Source organism: Mycoplasma seminis, assembly GCF_030718845.1.
Taxonomy (GTDB): Bacteria; Bacillota_I; Bacilli_A; order Mycoplasmatales; family Metamycoplasmataceae; genus Mycoplasmopsis; species Mycoplasmopsis seminis.
Genome location: NZ_CP132191.1, coordinates 159,904 through 179,344, shown reverse-complemented (window position 1 = coordinate 179,344; position 19,441 = coordinate 159,904). Strand labels below are relative to the sequence as shown.

Genomic DNA, 19,441 nt, shown 5'->3' with positions numbered 1-19,441 from the left:
CAACTGTTACTTATAAAAGGTGATTATATTATCTAGATTAGATAACATAAAAGAAATTTTCAATTGTTCTTTTATTGAATTCGTTGATAATAAATCGATATTCGATATTGTTTTAAGATTTATTGAAGCAAATGTACCAGTAGCCGCTTTTGAAGTTAATTGCTTTTGAAAATACTTTGTTTTTAATAAATAATACATATACTCAATATCAATATTTTCTTTTAGTAAAATCCCTAAAATTCCTTGTTTTGTTGCTGTTTTACACTTATTTATAGAGACATTTCCTATAGTTGCTCCATTTGTGAGTATTATAGAGTTCTCTGGAATTAATCAAGCTGAACTATGTGAAAGACCTTCTTCAGTTATATGGATTAACGTGTCATAAATATATTTATTTTGTGTATCCTCGACTCTTATAAAAGGAATTTTTCCATTTGAATAGTATTGCTTATTATCAGTACTTGGGGTACCACCCTCGGATGCAAAATTATAAAAATTATTAAATGAACTCTTTTCTCAAGTGATTGTAATTTTTGTAAAAAATATATTAATTTTATTAGGCTTTCAAAACGACAAACGCTTATAAAAGGTGAGAAGTGATTCAGTTGTTTCAAATAGTTTGCTAATTTTATTAGCTTCAATATCATTATTCGGGATATGAATCATAATTTTTTCCATAACATTATTCATTAATTTTGGATTACCAACTTTTGAAACATATTTATAAGATACTCTGTTTAAAATTTCAGCAATGCAGGTGTTTGCTACAACTTCTTTAGAAATAAGCACTCCACACACATTAGTACAGTAAAACAGGCCTTTTCGGTAATTTACTGTACCAGCATTAGCGCCGTCTGTGGTTCACGTTATAGCATCACTATACATTCATTCATTGTAGTAACCCATTAGTCCATTATTTGTAGTTTGAGATGAAAAAACTGGATATTTAAAAACATTTGTTAATGTATTTTTTATAGATGATTCTGGTAAGACATATCCTCTTGTTATTTGAAATATATTTCCTATCTTTTTCTTTTCTCAAGCGTAAGTAAAAATGTATAAAAATATTGAGAATTCAATAATTTTTAACTAATAAATGTGTAAAAATACAAACACTTATAAAAGGTGATAATAAGGTTCACTTTATCAAAAAATCTTGATATTATAATTTGTTCGTCTTTGTTATTTGAAATATAAAACTCAATATCTTTTATATTTGATCAATTAACATATATTTGCGTATTACCTTGAGAATGTAAGAAAACTTTATTTCTATTTATAGGATTATTTATTAAATTATAAAGATATGATGGAATATATTTTGATTCATCTACAATTATCCTTTGAACTCTTTGGTTGAATACATATTTGTCATTTTCGTCTATGAGCAAGACTCGTCCGATAATGTTGCCGGCTTGCGTTTTATCATTGAGTATCATAACTAAGTTATCTTTATTTAACAATTTTTGTTTTGTCTTATTGTTTAAAGTTACTCTTATACCTTGGTCGTTGTATAAATCATGAACACCGAAACTACCAATACTGATAACTTTTAATTTTCCGAAATTATTAAATTCAGCTTCTAGTGATGTACCGGATTCTGAATGGCCAAATGATTCTATATTTTTCTTTTCTCAAGTGATTGTCAAAATATAAAAAATTAATAATTAAAGATCAATTTGAACACCTAAAAATATAAAAAATAAACAATTTTTAAGCTTTTAACTTTAAAAAGGAGCATTATGGATAAAGAAATAATAAAACCACAAATAAGATTCAAGGGTTTTACTAACTCTTGAGAAAAAAGTTATATAAAGGATTTATTAGAATTTGAGCGTTCGGATAATTATATGATAAGTAATTTAGTAAAAGAAGCTGGTCAAAACCCTGTATTAACAGCTAATAAAGCCTTTATTTTAGGATACTCAAATGAAAATAATTTATATTCAAAAGGCGACTGTATTTTGTTTGATGATTTTACATTAGATACTAAATATGTAAATTTTCCATTTTTGTTAAATTCATCGGCTATTAAGATATTAACATCAAAAAATAAGATGAATTTAAAATTTATTTTTTACTTATTAAATAATGCAAATTTTATAATAAATGGACATTCAAGACATTATATTTCTTATATACAACCATTTCAGGTTGCTGTTCCTAGTGATATAAGTGAAATATTAAATATCCAATATTTCTTTGATTCCATAGAATTACTTCTCACCTTTTATAAGCGTAAGTTAGAAAAACTTGAAAATGTGAAAAAATCATTATTAGAAAAGATGTTCGCAGATGAAAATAATCCATTTCCAGAAATAAGATTCAAAGAATTCACAAACTCTTGAGAAAAGAAAAGACTTCATGATATATATAAGTTTGCTGCAACAGGTGGAACTCCTTTAACATCGAATAAGGAGTATTATTCTGGTAATATACCATTCTTAACGATATCTGATATAAGTGCATGCAATAAATATGTTTACAGAACAGAAAAATCCATTAGTAAATTAGGGATATCAAATTCTAGAGCTTGGATAGTTCCTAAAGGTTCTCTCTCATTATCTATATATGCATCAATCGGTAAAATAGGGATATTAGAAATGGAAGCAGCTACTTCTCAGGCTTTTTACAATATGATTTTCGATAGCGCAATTCTATCTGAACATATATATTATCAATTACATAAAATGGAATTATTTAATGAATGAACTCCGTATATTTCGACAGGGACACAAGGTAATTTAAATGCAGAGAAAGTTCAAAATTTACAAATAATAATTTCTTCAAGAGAAGATGAGATTATAAATATAAATAAATTGTTTTCATCTATAGATAATATGCTCACCTTTTATAAGCGTAAGTTGGAAAAGTTAGAGAATATTAAAAAATCATTATTGGAAAAGATGTTTTGTTAAGGAGATATATGCTTTTTTCGAAAAAATTAATTTTTAAAAAACTTGTAAAAGAGGATTTATGAACAAAAAAATAACAAAACCTCAAATTAGATTCAAAGGATTCACAAACACTTGAGAAAAGTATTCAATTAATGAAGTAACAATAAATTTAGATAAATATAGAATTCCTATTGCGGAAAATTTAAGAATAAAAGGGAATATCCCTTATTATGGTGCTAATGGTATACTAGGATATGTTAATGGATTTACTCATGATGGAGAAAATGTTCTAGTCGCTGAGGATGGTGCTAATGATTTACTTAATTATCCAGTGAATTACACTACAGGCAAGATATGAGTGAATAATCATGCTCATGTTTTGAAAGGAAAAAGTAATATATTAGATAATAAATTTTTATGTCTTTCATTAAAGAGAAGTGAAATTTCTTCACTCATTGTTGGTGGAAGTAGGGCTAAACTTAATAAAAATTATTTACTAAATTTATCCATAAGTATCACTAAATATGCAGAACAAATATTACTAGGGCAATTATTTTATAATTTAGATAACATACTTGCTTTTTATAAGCGTAAGTTAGAAAAACTGCAAAATATTAAAAATTCATTATTAATAAATATTTTTGCAACAGAAAAAAGTCCGTTTCCAAAAATAAGATTCAAAGGATTTACGAATCCTTGAGAAAAGAAAAATATAGACTCATACGGTTCTGCTATATCAGGTACATCTTTAGAAGCAGAATTTAATAATTTTGGTGATTTAAAAGTTATTAGTATAGGTAGTTTTAGTGATAATAGTTTATATAATGATCAAGGCATTAGGGCATCTTTAAACAATAAAACGGTACAAAAATTATTAAATAAAGATGATTTAGTAATGATACTTAATGATAAAACACAAGCAGGAAACATTATCGGGAGAGTCTTACTCATAGATGAAAATAACAAATATGTATTTAATCAACGGGTTCAAAGGATAATTGTAGATAAATCAAGATATATTCCGTCATTTATTTATAACTTAATAAACAATCCCAGAAACAGAAATAAAATTTTTATGCATTCGCAAGGTAATACACAAATATACGTTAATTGGTCAAACATAAAAGAAATTGAGTTTTATATACCAGACAACAAAGATGAACAAATAATAATATCAACATTTTTTGATAAACTAAATTCTCTCATCACCTCTTACAACCATAAGTTAGAAAAACTAGAAAATATTAAAAAATCATTATTAGAAAAGATGTTTTGTTAAGGAGAAAATATGACTTTTAATAAAGAAAGTGAATTTGAAAAAGCTCTAATTGAACTTTTAACTAATAGATCTTGAGAAAAACAAGTCCTCAAAAATCCTACTGAGGAAGATTTAATTGAAAACTGAGCTAATATTTTATTTAACAATAATAGAAACTTTAACCGTTTAGGTGATTTTCCTTTAACTAAAACAGAAATGCAACAAATTCTTGATCAAATCAATGAATTAAGCACTCCTTTTAATTTAAATAGTTTTATTAATGGTAAAACTATTACCATTAAAAGAGATCACCCTGCTGCACCTAATAAGGGTAAAGAAGTATCTTTAAGTATTTTTGATAGAGATGAAGTAGCTGGTGGAAAAAGTAGATATCAAATTGCTCAACAACCTAAATTTAAGAATCATAACCCAATTAAATCAGACTGTAGGGGTGATTTAATGCTACTTATTAATGGTATGCCGGTAATTCATATTGAATTAAAGAAATCTGGTGTAGAAGTATCACAAGCAATTGAACAAATTAAGAAATATTCTGCTAAAGGATGTTTTACAGGTATTTTTAGATTAATTCAAATTTTTGTAGCTATGACACCAGAAGAAATGGTTTATTTTATAAATCCTGGTAATGGAAAAGAATTCAAAAAAGAATATCAGTTCCACTGATGTAATTACAATAATGATGAAATTAAAGATTGAGAAAAAATAGCTGATAGTTTTCTTTATATCCCTATGGCTCACGAGTTAATCGGCGATTATACAATCGCTGACCAAGGAGATGGTAATTTAAAAGTTCTTAGAAGTTACCAATACTTTGCAGTTAACAGAATTTATGATGTACTTACAATAATTAATAGTGAAAATCTTTGAGGTAAAGCTTCAACTAGAGGCGGTTACATTTGACACACTACTGGTTCTGGAAAAACCATGACTTCATTTAAAGCTGCTCAGCTGATTGCTAACAAAAAACTTGCTGATAAAGTTGTTTTCTTAGTAGATAGAATTGAACTAGCTACTCAATCTCATCAAGAATATAATAACTTTGCTTATGCTGATCAAGAAATCAATGATACAAAAAATACTTATGATTTAATTAATAAATTAAAAGCAAGTGGTTACAATAGTTCTTTAATTATTACTTCAATTCAAAAGATGAATGAACTTGCAAACGACAAAATGTTAAAAGCAAGTGATTTAGAAAAAATCAATAAAAACAGAATTGTTTTTATAGTGGATGAATGTCACCGTTCAACATTTGGAACAATGTTCGCTGATATTAAAAAATTATTTGATAAATCAGTATTCTTTGGATTTACTGGAACACCTATTTTAGAAGACAATAAGAAAAAAGATAATACAACTATTGATGTATTTGGTGACGAATTACACCGTTATGCTATTGCTGATGGGATTAAAGATAAAAATGTTTTAGGATTTGACCATTATGCTGTTTATATATTTGATAACATCAAGCAACAAATAGCTTTAGATAAATCTCATTGTCCAACATATAGCGATGCTATTAATGAAACATATCCAGAAAGAACTAAAGAATTCTATCGTTGAATGAATGAAGTTGATATGGTTGGGCATTATGATAAATTAGGTAAATATCATATGGGAATTGAAGACTATATTCCAGCAAAACAATATGATAATGATAAATATAGAAAAGCTGTTATCAAAAATATCTTAAGTGATTTTGACTCTATTAGTAGAAATAGAAAATTCCATGGAATTTTAGCTACATCTTCAATTCCAGAAGCAATTGCTTATTATCGTTTATTCAAAGAAGAAATGAATAATAATCCAGATTTTAGACCTATTAAAATTACATGTATTTTTGATCCAAGTATTGATAATAATGGTTATGAAAAAGCTATTATCAAAGAAGATGCTATGGAAGAAATTATTGTTGATTACAATAAGAACTACAATCGCACTTATACTATTCCTAAATGAGCTGAATTTAAAAAAGATGTCGCTAATCGTTTAGCACATAAAGAACCCCATATTGGAATTAGTAATGAATCACAAAAAGACGAAAGATTAGACCTTTTAATCGTAGTTGACCAAATGCTTACTGGATTTGATTCTAAGTGAATAAACCGCCTTTATTTAGACAAAGTACTAGTTTATGATGCTTTAGTTCAAGCATTTTCAAGAACTAACCGGATTTTTGGAGATGATAAACCATTTGGATACATTAGATATTACCGTCAACCATATACAATGGAACAAAATATTAAAAAGGCTTTTGAATATTATTCAGGTAATAAAGCTTTTGGAGTATTTGTTGATAAGATTCAACAAAATGTTGATTCAATTAATGCTTTATATCAAGAAATAACTCAATTATTCCTTGATAATAATATTGATAATTTCCAATCAGTTCCAAGTAGTGATAAACAAGCTGCTAAATTTGCTAGCTTATTTAATCAACTATGAGCAAAAGTGCAATGTGCTATTATTCAAGGATATGACTTTGATACAGACACAAATAATCCAAACAAAAACTATAAAAATAATTTACTTGATAAAACAACTTTTGAAATCTTATGTTTAAGATATCAAGAATTATCTAAAGCTACTGAAAAAGCTTCAATGTCTCATTCAGATGATATCTTATATGATTTCAATGTTAATATCTTACAACTTGATACTGGAAAGATAGACAGTGAATACTTAGAAGATAACTTTTCTAAATACATTAAGCAAATTCAAATTGATAGCGATGTTGAATCAAATAAAGCTAAAGAGCTTTTAAGTTCACTACAATCTTCATTCTCAACATTAACCGGACCTGAGCAACAAGCTGCTAAGTTTATCATTAATCAAATCCAAAGTGGTGATTTAGAAATCTCTCCAGATAAAACATTTAGAGATTATATTAATGAACATATTATCTGAGACGAAAACAGCAAAATAGAAGCATTCTGTCGCAATATGGGAATTAGTGATATTCAAAACTTTAAAGCTAAATTCCATCAAGCCGATTCAAATGCTTTTGGTGTATTAGATGAAATCAGACAACTAGTAGATAAAAATACAGCTAAAGCTTATTTAGAAACTTTAGCTGGAAAAGAAATACCAGGTCGTAATCTCAATAGAGAAATTTATGATGCAATCACAAAATTTATTGAGAAAAACAAGTAAACTCAATCAACTCGGTTGAGTTTTACTATATCTTGTGGTAGTGCTTCCTAATAAATATTTTAATAAGGAAGTATTATGAAACAAATATTATTATCAGAATATTATGCACAGTGAATTAAGATTTACAAAGAAGGAGCAATTCGCTCAGTTACACTAAAGAAATATTACCTAGCTTTAAGTTGAATTAGAAAGCTAGCACCTAATTTATTTATTCACAATTTAAATCGTTTAATTTATCAACAATTACTTAATGATTTTGCTGCTACACACGAAAAACAAACTACTATGGATTTCCATCGTTTACTTAAACCTGCAATCCAAGATGCCTTGGATGAAGGCTTTATTGAAAAAGATCCATGTCGTAAAGTTATTATCAAAGGAAAAGTACCACGTCCTAAAAAAGCTAAATACTTAAATCAATTCGAGCTACATTCATTACTTAAAACCCTTAAATTAGGAGAAAAACCTAATGTAGATTGAATGATACTTTTAATAGCTAAAACCGGTATGCGTTTTTCTGAAGCAGCCGCTCTCACTCCTGCTGATTTTGATTTCAGTAAGCAAATAGTTGTAGTAAATAAAACTTGAGATTATAAAGAAGCTAGAGATTTTCAACCAACTAAAAACAAATCTTCAATTAGAAAGATTCAAATCGATTGAATGATTTCAACTCAATTTAGTGCGTTAACTAAAAATCTCCCAGCAGATCAGCCGATATTTATTAAAGAAAATATTTATAATTCAACGGTAAACGATACTTTAGAGCGTAGATGTAAGCAAGCAAATGTTCCTATTATCAGTGTACATGGACTTAGACATACCCATGCTTCTGTGTTGCTATATGCTGGAGTTTCTATTGCATCAGTAGCACAAAGACTAGGACATTCTAATATGTCAACAACTCAAAAAGTATATCTTCACATTATTAACGAATTAGAAAATAAAGATATTGACTTAGTAATGAAATCTCTTTCTGCATTAACTTAATTAGCATAATATAAAAACGAATAACCCTATGTTAAAGTTAAATTGGGTTAAAAATACTAAACACATTCTTTTAAATAATAAGAGTGTGTTTTTCTATGACTGTAAACAAATTTCAAAATATCAAGAATAAAAATATATAATACTGATATGAATAATTTAAATACTAAAACAAGTAAGTCACCTAAGAAACAAAAAGTTGCATCAAACCCAAAAAGAACCAGTATTAATGTTTTAAATGAACACGATAGAGATTTATATCAAGAAATAATGGAAGAAATATTAAATGAACATGGTATTTCTCTTGAAATAATCAGTGAAAAAATGAAACAAAAGAAAAAAGAAAAATAAATCATTTTAGAATGATGTTTAATACAAAAAGCACCATATGCTATTTCTAGTATATGGTGTTATTTTCAATCCTAATTTATCTATCTCATAGGTATATTTGTTTTTTATTACTCAGTTCATAAGAAATAGTAATTAAGTAAGTTTTCTGATTGAATTATGTTTGCACTTTTGTCTTTTATATCCATTTTAATTTGATATTCACCTTTTTGACTATCAAAATCATTTACAGCTGAAACATAGCTAAATGCGAATTCTTCTGGATCATTTTTGTTAGAAATAAATGTTTGAGTTTTAACCACTTTTCCATTGTGGGTTAAAGTTACAGTTACATCATATTGGTTTGACGTTGAAATATGACGAGAAATATTTATTTCTTTTGGATTATTGTTAAATAAAATATCATCTAATTTAATTGTTGAGTAAACATTTGAATAGACATTTGTATCATCTAAGCTTACTGCAATAGTATTACTTAAAATACTTTCACCATTAGCTCTATTAATTATTTTAACTTGATAATTTCCTTGTGCATCATCAGCAGATTTAAATAACTCGCTAAAGTTAACTTGGTTTTTATCCAATCCACTAAAGATTTCTTTTCCATCTTTATATCAAATAAACATTAAGTTTTCTTTATTGGTATTTACACTATCAAAGTTAGCAATAGCTTTAACATTAATAGATTGATATTTATATACTTCATAATTTAAAAGATATTTATCAGCTAAATTAGTAGTAATAATAGGCTTATTATGTGTATTAATTCTTTGTTGTTTATATCATTCAATAGCTTGATGAATTAAATCATAAGCTGCTTCATAATCTTCATTAGCAAATAATTTTTTAGCTTGTGCTATTTTAGCTTCAAATTCTTTTTTAATTTTAACTGAAGGAATTTCTAAATCATGAATTCCAACATTGATAACTCCATTCATGATTCTAGCAAGATAAATTTCTCATTGTGCATTTAATTTATAATCCACTGGTTTAGCATCGAAATATTGAGCAATATTTTGCACTAGCACAGTGTAATGTTTCTCAATATCTTTAACAAGTAAATTATTATCTTTATCAAGTCAAAGAGTATTTCCACGGGTTAACTCAAAACTATCTGCATTATTAACTTTAATTTCGCTTACTTTTTGATTTACAACATCATATTTAAGTAAATGTGCTTTCATTACAAAAGGATCATTAGGATTTTCAACCGTTACCACTAGAAGTGAATTATTAAATTTAAAACTAAATCCAGCTCCATATCAACCTTGATTTAAGATATAAGAGTTTAAAGGATAATCAAGTTGTCTTTGTGAAAATTTATTATAAGCAGATGAAACAAGTTTATATCCATGTGAATTATTATCAAATTCCATTCAGTATCATTTACCATTAATTCACTCCGGGCGAGAGTTTCTAATGTTATTGTGCGCTGAATCAAATTTATATGGATCTCAGTTTCTGAAAACAAAATCTTTAGTTAAATCATTTCCATTTGCATAAACATTACGGTCATATGGTGCTTGAGCAATATTACCATCATCTAAATATCCACCATATTCAGCTGGATTAGGATTTGATCTACCTAAATAAAAGGCATCATAAGTATTATTAGTATTGTTAAATAATGGACGGTAATCAATTGTATCTCAAGTTGAATTTTGTACTCCAGTTGCATCAACTGAATATCATTTGTCCCCAACTTGGAAATTGTTTCAAATGTGACTAGCTCCTCAAGATTCAAAGCTTTTTAATCCCATCATATTGAGAAACATTGATTCAAAAATAGTAAAGTGTCTGCAGACAAGTTCTCTTTTAGTAAGTCCTGAAATAATTCCTCTATCACCTATGACAAAGGCTTTTCCATCTCCAATATAACGGTATTTTTCAGTAAAGTAACGAGTAATTTCATACACTTTATCAAACTCAGACATGTTTTTATCAATAAGACCTTCAGATTGAGTAATTAAATCTCATAATACATCTAAAGAAACTGAAGTAGACATATAATCATATCTAGTCATTTTGAATCTTCATTCACCATTGTCTTGATAGAATCCATCTGAATATCCATTTGATAAAGTATAGTCTCAATAGAAATTATCAGCAATATGTTCTTCTCTAACTTCTAAGTAAACTCTAATTAATTGATCTTTAGTAGGTTGATATTTGCCTTTGAATTCTAAACCATTTAAATCTGTTTTATCATTCCAAAGTTTTAAAAATACTTCTTTTACTTCAGTATCACTAGGAGCATGAGTAAATGTAGCAGAAACAGTTTTAAAAGGTTCAACTTCAGGTTTACTTAAGTTTTCAATTGTACCCGCATTAAAGTAACTTGCATAATTAGAATCAATAAGATATTTCTTATTTACTTCTGTAATTTGTTCATTAAGCATACTATCATCATTATTGTCTTCAGCCGGTTTTGTTTCTTCAGCCGGTTTTGTTTCTTCAGCCGGTTTTGTTTCTTCAGCTGGTTGTTTTATTTCACTATTTTGTCCTAGATTAGGTTTGGTTTCGGGCTTTCCATCTTCTGGTTTTTCAACCGGAGCAGAATTTTCTACTTTAAATCCATTAATTTCAAATTCTTTAGATTCTTTTAAGTTTGAATCTTTTTTATGAGTTAATAAAACTGAAACAACAACTTTGTTGTTGAGTTGATTAATAATGTTAAATAATGAAACTTTTACAGTATCATCGAGATTTGAAATCTTAATGTCTTTTATTTGCACATCTTTAGCATATAAATTTTCTTTATTATCGACATTTACTTCAATGTTATTAATTGCTTGTTTTAATTCATTTTGATATTGATTTTTAGCACCAGAACAAGAAACTGCAACAGTAAAAAGCGGAGCAGTTAAACTCACTGCACCAAGTGGAAGTAATATACTTAATAAATTCTTTTGTCTTTTCATAATTTAATATTATATTACAAAAGCAAAAAAATGGTATTTAGATAAAAATATTTATATAAAAGACACTTTTTGTATAAATTATCCTTTTATTATTGCTAAAATATAAGAGTATAATTATCAAAAGGAGAAAAAATGAGAAAAGAATATGATTTAGTAATTATTGGTGGAGGTCCCGCCGGATTAAATGCTGCTTTATATGCTTCAAGAGCAAATTTATCAGTTACTTTTGTGGAAAAATCCACACCAGGTGGGAAATTATCAGCTACCAATAAAGTTGAAAACTGAATCGGAACAGAAATGATTGAAGGTTGAGAACTTGCTCAAGAATTCTTTAATCATGCACAAAAATATGGTGCACAATATACTTATGGTGATGTAGTTGAAATTGATAATGTTTCAGACACACAAAAAGATGTCTATTTAGCCGATGGAACTATACTGCAAGCTAAAGCAGTATTAATTGCAACTGGAATGAAAAACAAAGTTCCAAGTTTTATTAAAAACATTGATAAATTCACCAACCGTGGAGTGAGTTATTGTGCTATTTGCGATGGTCCTTTATTCGGACACAATCCAACAATTGTTTTAGGAGACGGAAACTCAGCAGTTGAAGAATCAACTTACCTTTCTAAAATCGCTTCTGAAGTGCATATTGTAATTCGTGGAGAAGAATTTAAAGCCGAAAGAAGACTAGTGCAAGATTTATATAAGTTACCAAATGTTAAAATCCACCGCATGAGTCAAATTACTGAATTAAATGGTGAAGATAGCTTACAATCTGCTACTGTAGTGGATTCTGAAGGAAACTCACAAGTTATCCCTGTGTCTTCATTTTTCCCATATATCGGAATGGAATCAACCGCTTGATTCTTACAAGATTTAGGTATTTTAGACTCAGAAGGATTTATTATTACTGATGAAAACATGGAAACTAAAGTCAAAGGTATTTTTGCTGCCGGAGATATTAGAAAGAAGGAAATTCGTCAAATCGTCACTGCTGCAAGTGATGGAGCAATTGCTGCTAAAGCTATTGTTGACTTAGTAAATACTGAAATTTAATAAGTGGGTAATTATGCAAAATAAATTATTAAAATGTGTTGAACTAAATGAAAAAATTAACACAATGATTGAATCTGAACCAAAAATAAACAAATATTATTATCGCTATTTTAGAGCTCGAATGCAATTTTGTAGAATTTATGATTCATTACTTTTAGATAATGTAAATCTACCTATAGAAGTTTTTGAAAGTGTAATGACTTATTCTGATTTTGATTGTAGCCTTACACCGGTATCAGTTAGAGATCTTGATTATGCTTTATGCTTAAGAAGAACTTATGGATATTTGAACACTAAACTTAAAACACATAAAAGTAAGAAAACTGCACTTGGATTTTATAAAAGAGTTTATGAATATGTAACTAGACAATATGGAGAATTTAGTAATTCATGTTTACGTAACAACATTAAAATAAACAATAAAAAGTTATCTCCAAGTGAAATTAAAAAAGAAATTATGAAATATCAAGAAAAATATAATGCTGCATTAGATACAAATAACAAAGAAGAAATTCTAAAAGCGATCTTTACACTTTATATTGAATTAGAAAAATTTGCTCCATTTAAATTTGCAAATAGAAAAACCAATCGAGCATTTTTAGAATACTTACTGCAAGTAAATGGTTTTCAAGGATTTACATTTTTAACTGATAGAATGAGTCCTAAAATGTATTATAAACACTATAATAAATTTCTTGAAAACGGTGATGTAGAACATTATTTAAATTGAATTTTATCAATTTATAAAAATGATTTAGAAGCAACATTATTAGAATTTGAAGATGAATTAAATAGCTAATTTTAGCTATTTTTTCTTGACAAACTCAGCTTGAAATTTAGATATAATTTTTCAGTAAAAAATAAAGGAGAAAATATGTTACTTAAAAAACTTATAATACCGCTTGCTACAATAAGCAGTATAGTACCAATTACTTTTGCTGTTCAATGTTCACCTAAGGCTCAAAATCCTGATAAGGATCAAGATGATCCTTCTAGAGAAGTACAGCCCACAGAAGATAATCAAATAGATAAATTAAAACCACAAAATCCTAAAGATACAAATAGTAATCCAAACAATGGAGGTGCTACTACTTCAGGAGCAAATACATCAGGTTCAGATGATTCAAAACCAAAAGAACAACCCGCAACTAAACTTTTATCTAAAGCTGAATTAATTAACAAGCTTTCATCTATTGCAAATCAATACACTTCAATGAAAATAATATTAACTGTTCTTAAAGATAATTTAGCATCAATGAAAAATGCAGTTAAAGAAAAATATCCAAGAGAAGATGACGAACCTTATGAATTAGTTGAATTTATGCAATTAGTAGAAAGCATTACAACTTTAGATATAGCTAATTTAGATGATGATCAACCTAAATATCGTATACCAGGTTCACATGGTTCAACATTTACAAAAGCTGAATTGGTTCAAAAACTTAACAATATTTTTATAGACAATGTTAAATAAGGTATTACCTTATTTTTTTATGTCTTTGCATTAAACTTAAATTTTGTACAAGTAATTTTTAAGTTAATTTTACAGATATACCTAAAATATAGGGATAAAAGTATTTTCATGCTCAGAAACTCCGAAAGGTGTATCACTAATTTGAATACAATAAACTATTTAGTTTCCAAGTTTATACATTTCTATTTACGTTTATCCCTATAAAATAGGTGCTTTTAATTTCACTAAGTAAAAATTACATAGAAAAATATCACAATTTTATACAAGTAATTCTCCAGTATTTTTTTAAGATTTCCCTAAAATATAGTGTTAAAAGTACTTTTATGTATCAAAACTCCGAAAGGTATAATAATATTTTGTTTTATAAAGTGTTTTAGTTTCCAACTTCATAAGTTAATATTTATCTTTACTCCTATAAAATAGTAGTTTTCATTTTTGATAAAAATAAATTACATAGAAAAATATTTTTAATTTTGTACAAGTAATTTTTAAGTTAATTTTACAGATATGCCTAAAATATAGTCTTAAAAGCATTTTAAACTTATAAAACTCCGAAAGGTATTAAAAAAGTTGATATTGCTATCAACTCCAAATTTTACTTGCAAGCTTTTTCGATTGCATCTAAATAAATTGTTTCATCTAAGTTATGAATTGAATTTACTTTTGCATAAGCAGTTTTAAGAACATATAAAATATATTCTTTGTTATCTCCAAATAACTCAGCAATTGGACTACTTCCTGTGTATGAACTATCCACATTTACATCATTATTATTTTCATCTTTGATTTTAACTTGTGATTCAAACACTTTATCATAAACTGGTGAAGAATAAATGAACATTAATGAATAGTAAATAACTTTAGAAGCAAATATCTTTGGATACTTCTTAAACATCATTGAGTTAGTAATATAATCACCAAACATTGTGTAATTATTTTTTCCTTTGATATAAGTTTTATCAATATTAATTTGATATGACTCGGTATCAAAATTTAAGTAATCTTCTTTAGAAATATGAATTCTATTTCTATTTTTAATTAATACATAAATTACAAAAGCTATAATAACTACATAGAATAAGAAGGCAAAATAAGAAACTAATGCAGCTGCTCCTATTGCTGAAAAAGCTAAAGGCATGCTACCATTTTTATCAGCATATGTAACCTTTAAAACTCCTGTAGCATATAAAATAAATAATAATAATATTACAAAAGTATATACACTACTTTGTCCTAATTTTCAATATGTTTGTCTTTGTACTCAATTAAGTTTAAATCCAGCTTTAACAAAATTAAAGTATCCATACATTTTTAGCATCACATAAAATAGTAAGCAAGTTAATGCAACTATTATGATATATAATCAGGTTGAACTCATAATTTAATTTTACTAAATTGAAAATTTATTTCAATTTAGAATTTAATACTCCAAATAATACAATTCCTGTTGCTACTGAAACATTAAGAGATTGCACACTTCCATATTGATTTATGTGAATAAGTTGGTCACTAACAGAAACAACACTCTTAGAAATTCCGCTACCTTCATTACCCATTACTATAACAGTTGGGGTTGCATATGATACTTTTGTATAATCAACTGAATCAGGAGATAAAGTTGTTGAGTAAACTCAATAAGAATTATTTTTTAGCTTGCTTAATGTCGCACTTAAAGAAGACACTTTATAAAAATTCATTCCCACAAATCCACCTGAAGCAACTTTTAAAGCTACTGAATTAACATCTGCTGCATTATCTTTTGGAATAATAATATCTTTAATTCCTGCTGCATTAGCTGTACGAATTATTGCTCCTAAATTTTGTGGATCAACAATATGATCTAAAGCTAAAACTAATTCAGGTTTTCTTTTAACTAAAAAGCTAATATCTGAGTAGTTAACACTTTTAACTATTAAAATATAACCTTGGTGATTTGCATTAGAAGAAAGTTTATCTAATTCTTCTTTAGCAAGATATTGAATATTCAAACTCTTTGGTGTAGGTAATTCTAAATTTTTATTACCTTCTGCAACTAGTAATTTAGAAAAGTTTAAATTACTTTGTAAAGCATCCATTACTGAGTTTTTTCCTCAAATCATAACTTCATTAGAAACTTTTACTGGCTCTTTATCTTTTACGAAACTTGGTTTATTTTCAGTCTTATAACTCTTGCTTGTAGGTTTAAAAGACTTATTTCTTTTATTATTATAATTGTTCATTATTTTATCCTTATATTAAATTATTTTCAATTAACTCAGCTCTGAGTTTATCAGCTTGAGTGTAATTTTTATCATTAAGAAGTTGTTTTCATTCTTTATAAACATCAAGATATTTTTTATAATCAAACTTACTGAATTCAAATCCAAGTGAATCAAAGATTTTAATTAAGCTTGCTATCATTTTAGGTTCTTTAGTTTTATTAATTTCTTTAATTAAAGTATTAACTTCTTTATTAAAATCTGAAAACTTAATATCAACTAAAGTATTCATTATTTTTTCAAATAATTCAGTGTCATAGTCTTGTAAGTTGACATTTTCGATAGCTGCTAAGAAATAAATCTTCTTAATTTTATTTAAGAAAGCATTAACCGATTCCATTGTTGCATCATCAATATTAATTTCACTTGTAAATGCATTTTGAATAAAGATTGTTTTTAAAACATCTGGTGAAAATTTAGTTAAGAAATCTTTTGGAAGTAAAACATTTTGTAATGATTTAGACATTTTAATTCCATTCAGATTAATTTGACCTGTTCTAAGTCATTTTTGTGCAATGTTATTTCCGCTTAAAGCATAAAATTGGATATTTTCATTTTCATGGTGTGGGAATGTTAAATCCATTCCACCTCCATGAATATCTACACCATTGTTTTGGAAATGTTTATAAATTAATACTGCACATTCAGTATGTCACCCTGGACGGCCTGCAGCAAATGGTGAATCATATTGAATTCCAACTGAAGTTTTCTTTCATAAAGCAAAATCATAAGGTGATTTTTTATTTGCACTAAATTCACTTTCTTGTGACATCATATTATCAATATTTTGGTTTGATACTACACCATAGTTGTTTTTGTATTTAACTACATCAAATCAAACATTACCATCTTTATCTTGGTATGCTGCTCCTATAGAAATTAAATCCGAAATAAATTTAATAATTAAATCCATATTTTGAGTTACATATTCTAAATGCGTAATAGTATCAACATTAAATTGTTTTAAAATTTCTAAATATTTTTCAGCATAATAAGATGAAACTTGCGCTTCAGTTTGATTAGTTTCAATTGCCTTATTAATAATTTTGTCATCAATGTCTGTAATATTATGCACAAAAGCAAATTCTTTACCTAAAGCACGGTAAGCTTTAAGAATTAAATCCATTGTTATAATTGGGCGCAAATTACCAATATGCACATCATTATAAACTGTTGGACCACATACATATATCTTTGTCATTTTGTCTCCTTCTTAATTATGTAAATTATAATATATTTAAATTTTTGATTTAGTGTTAAAAAGCTAGAATATAGGAATATAAAAATCATAATTTAACTTTATAAAAAATATAATTTTATATAATTATAAAAATTAATTAAATTCCTAAAATTAAGGAGCAAAATGTCATTAAAACAACAGATTAAAAATGCAATTTTAACTGCGCTTAAACAATTGCAAAATGAGAATTATTTATCTTCTGATTTAAATCTTGAAAATTTAAACTTTAATATTTCACAACCTAATGTTCCAGAAAACTTAAACGCAGCACAAGTTCAATATGATTTTTCAACAAACGTTGCTTTTATCATTAAACAACACTGTGTTGAAAAAAATCCAATCTTAGTTGCTGAAAAACTTACTAATTTATTAATGCAAAATGATTTATTTAAACAAATTGATGTAGCTAAACCTGGATTTATGAACATTATTCTTTCTGATAAATCATTTTTAAATGTAATTGATAATGTTATTAGTCAAAATGATAGATTTGGTGGAGCTTACATTGAAAATGAAAAGCTTAATGTTGAATTTGTTTCAGCTAACCCAACAGGATTTTTACATGTAGGTCATGCTAGAGGCGCTGCTTTTGGAGATGCACTTGTTAGAGTGCTTAGACATGCTGGATATGATGTTGAAGCTGAATACTACATTAATGATGCTGGAAATCAAATTAATGTTTTAACAGATTCTATTTGAGTTAGATATTGTGAACTTTTTGGAATTAATCATCCAATGCCTGAAGAATGCTACAGAGGGCAAGATATTATTTGAGCTGCTGAAAAAATTAAATCAGCTTATGGGGATGAATTCATTACTTTAGATGAAACAAAAAGATCTAAGTTAGCTAATATTGCAACAAATATTATGCTTGAAAAAATTAAAGAAGATTTAGCTCAATTTAATGTTTACTTTGATACATTTTCTAGTGAAAAAGCTATCAAGCAAGCTGGATACATTGAAAAAACACTTGAAACATTAAAACCTAATACTTATTTACAAGATGGGGCTTTATTCTTAAAAACTCAAGCTTTAGGCGATGATAAAGATCGGGTACTTGTGAAATCAAATGGAGATTACACTTACTTTTTACCCGATATTGCTTATCACCAATTAAAATTCTCTAAATGTGATAAATTAATCAACATTTTTGGAGCAGACCACTCAGGTTATATTCAAAGAATGAAAATTGCAGTGCAATATTTAGGATATAATCCAGATAACTTAGATATCTTAACTATTCAATTAGTTCGTTTAATTAAAGATGGACAAGAATTTAAAATGTCTAAAAGAGCTGGAACTAGTGTAACACTAGCTGATTTAATGGATGTATCAAGTACTGATGCAATTAGATTTACCATGCTTACTAGAGAAATTAATAATAAATTTGATTTTGATATCGATTTAGCTAACTCACAAGATGCTAAAAATCCAGTGTTTATAGTGCAATACGCTCACTCTCGTGCAATTTCATTACTTAATAAATTAAAACGTGAAACATTTAATCAAGATATCATCTTTACTGATAAAGCTAAAAAACTTATTGTTGAATTAGATAACTTTGATGAATTAATTAAAACTATTATTTCAACAACTAAAGTAAATTTAATGACTCAATATTTAATTAATCTTGCAAAAATATTCAACAGCTTTTATGCTGAAACTAAATTATTAAATCATCAAGATGAAAGCACTTATGCTTACTTAGTGCATGCAACACAAATAATACTTCAATTAGGTCTTAATTTAATCGGAGTTTCAGCTCCTAAATCAATGTAAAAAGACTAAAATACAGTATAATAAAAATAACTTTCTAATTTAAGGAGAA

15 protein-coding genes are annotated in these 19,441 nt (G+C 27.0%); 9 read left to right on the top strand and 6 right to left on the bottom strand.

The window, feature by feature from the left end; translation table 4 throughout:
• Positions 1-6: 6 nt before the first annotated feature.
• On the bottom strand, positions 7-1,026 hold the full coding sequence (locus Q8852_RS00885; RefSeq protein ID WP_305938385.1) for a restriction endonuclease subunit S: 1,020 nt from the start codon (positions 1,024-1,026) through the stop codon (positions 7-9).
• 59 nt (positions 1,027-1,085) lie between these two features.
• Positions 1,086-1,649 carry a restriction endonuclease subunit S gene (locus Q8852_RS00880; RefSeq protein WP_305938128.1) on the bottom strand — a complete coding sequence of 188 codons (564 nt, stop codon included), beginning with the start codon at positions 1,647-1,649 and terminating at the stop codon, positions 1,086-1,088.
• A 93-nt stretch (positions 1,650-1,742) separates the two neighbouring features.
• Between Q8852_RS00880 and Q8852_RS00875 the strand changes: the two genes are divergently transcribed.
• The 5 genes from Q8852_RS00875 to Q8852_RS00855 all read left to right on the top strand — a co-directional run bounded on the left by Q8852_RS00875 (position 1,743) and on the right by Q8852_RS00855 (position 8,664).
• A complete protein-coding gene (locus Q8852_RS00875) occupies positions 1,743-2,918 on the top strand; it encodes a restriction endonuclease subunit S (protein WP_305938127.1) in 1,176 nt (391 codons plus the stop codon).
• Positions 2,919-2,976: 58 nt separating this feature from the next.
• Positions 2,977-4,176 carry a restriction endonuclease subunit S gene (locus Q8852_RS00870; protein WP_305938126.1) on the top strand — a complete coding sequence of 400 codons (1,200 nt, stop codon included), beginning with the start codon at positions 2,977-2,979 and terminating at the stop codon, positions 4,174-4,176.
• Positions 4,177-4,185: 9 nt separating this feature from the next.
• A complete protein-coding gene (locus Q8852_RS00865) occupies positions 4,186-7,329 on the top strand; it encodes a type I restriction endonuclease subunit R (RefSeq protein ID WP_305938125.1) in 3,144 nt (1,047 codons plus the stop codon).
• A 75-nt stretch (positions 7,330-7,404) separates the two neighbouring features.
• Positions 7,405-8,316 (top strand): site-specific integrase, encoded by a 912-nt coding sequence (locus Q8852_RS00860; protein WP_305938124.1) that lies wholly within the window; start codon positions 7,405-7,407, stop codon positions 8,314-8,316.
• A gap of 147 nt (positions 8,317-8,463) precedes the next feature.
• Complete coding sequence (locus Q8852_RS00855; RefSeq protein ID WP_305938123.1) at positions 8,464-8,664, top strand: hypothetical protein; 201 nt, start codon at positions 8,464-8,466, stop codon at positions 8,662-8,664.
• Between the two features lie 107 nt (positions 8,665-8,771).
• Here the strand turns inward: Q8852_RS00855 and Q8852_RS00850 are convergent, their stop codons facing one another.
• Positions 8,772-11,582 (bottom strand): hypothetical protein, encoded by a 2,811-nt coding sequence (locus Q8852_RS00850; RefSeq protein WP_305938122.1) that lies wholly within the window; start codon positions 11,580-11,582, stop codon positions 8,772-8,774.
• 132 nt (positions 11,583-11,714) lie between these two features.
• Between Q8852_RS00850 and Q8852_RS00845 the strand changes: the two genes are divergently transcribed.
• The 3 genes from Q8852_RS00845 to Q8852_RS00835 all read left to right on the top strand — a co-directional run bounded on the left by Q8852_RS00845 (position 11,715) and on the right by Q8852_RS00835 (position 14,115).
• The gene (locus tag Q8852_RS00845) at positions 11,715-12,641 is read left to right on the top strand and encodes an NAD(P)/FAD-dependent oxidoreductase (RefSeq protein ID WP_305938121.1); all 927 of its coding nucleotides are present in this window, start codon (positions 11,715-11,717) and stop codon (positions 12,639-12,641) included.
• Positions 12,642-12,654: 13 nt separating this feature from the next.
• On the top strand, positions 12,655-13,440 hold the full coding sequence (locus Q8852_RS00840) for a hypothetical protein (protein WP_305938120.1): 786 nt from the start codon (positions 12,655-12,657) through the stop codon (positions 13,438-13,440).
• Between the two features lie 75 nt (positions 13,441-13,515).
• Positions 13,516-14,115: a hypothetical protein gene (locus tag Q8852_RS00835; protein ID WP_305938119.1), complete on the top strand. Its 600-nt coding sequence runs from the start codon at positions 13,516-13,518 to the stop codon at positions 14,113-14,115.
• 595 nt (positions 14,116-14,710) lie between these two features.
• Here Q8852_RS00835 and Q8852_RS00830 read toward each other — a convergent pair.
• The 3 genes from Q8852_RS00830 to Q8852_RS00820 are packed head-to-tail and all read right to left on the bottom strand — an operon-like array spanning position 14,711 to position 17,574.
• Complete coding sequence (locus Q8852_RS00830) at positions 14,711-15,493, bottom strand: hypothetical protein (protein WP_305938118.1); 783 nt, start codon at positions 15,491-15,493, stop codon at positions 14,711-14,713.
• 25 nt (positions 15,494-15,518) lie between these two features.
• The gene (rlmB, locus tag Q8852_RS00825; protein WP_305938117.1) at positions 15,519-16,334 is read right to left on the bottom strand and encodes a 23S rRNA (guanosine(2251)-2'-O)-methyltransferase RlmB; all 816 of its coding nucleotides are present in this window, start codon (positions 16,332-16,334) and stop codon (positions 15,519-15,521) included.
• A 10-nt stretch (positions 16,335-16,344) separates the two neighbouring features.
• On the bottom strand, positions 16,345-17,574 hold the full coding sequence (locus Q8852_RS00820; protein WP_305938116.1) for a class I tRNA ligase family protein: 1,230 nt from the start codon (positions 17,572-17,574) through the stop codon (positions 16,345-16,347).
• 162 nt (positions 17,575-17,736) lie between these two features.
• Between Q8852_RS00820 and argS the strand changes: the two genes are divergently transcribed.
• On the top strand, positions 17,737-19,392 hold the full coding sequence (gene argS / locus Q8852_RS00815) for an arginine--tRNA ligase (protein WP_305938115.1): 1,656 nt from the start codon (positions 17,737-17,739) through the stop codon (positions 19,390-19,392).
• Positions 19,393-19,441 lie beyond the last annotated feature (49 nt).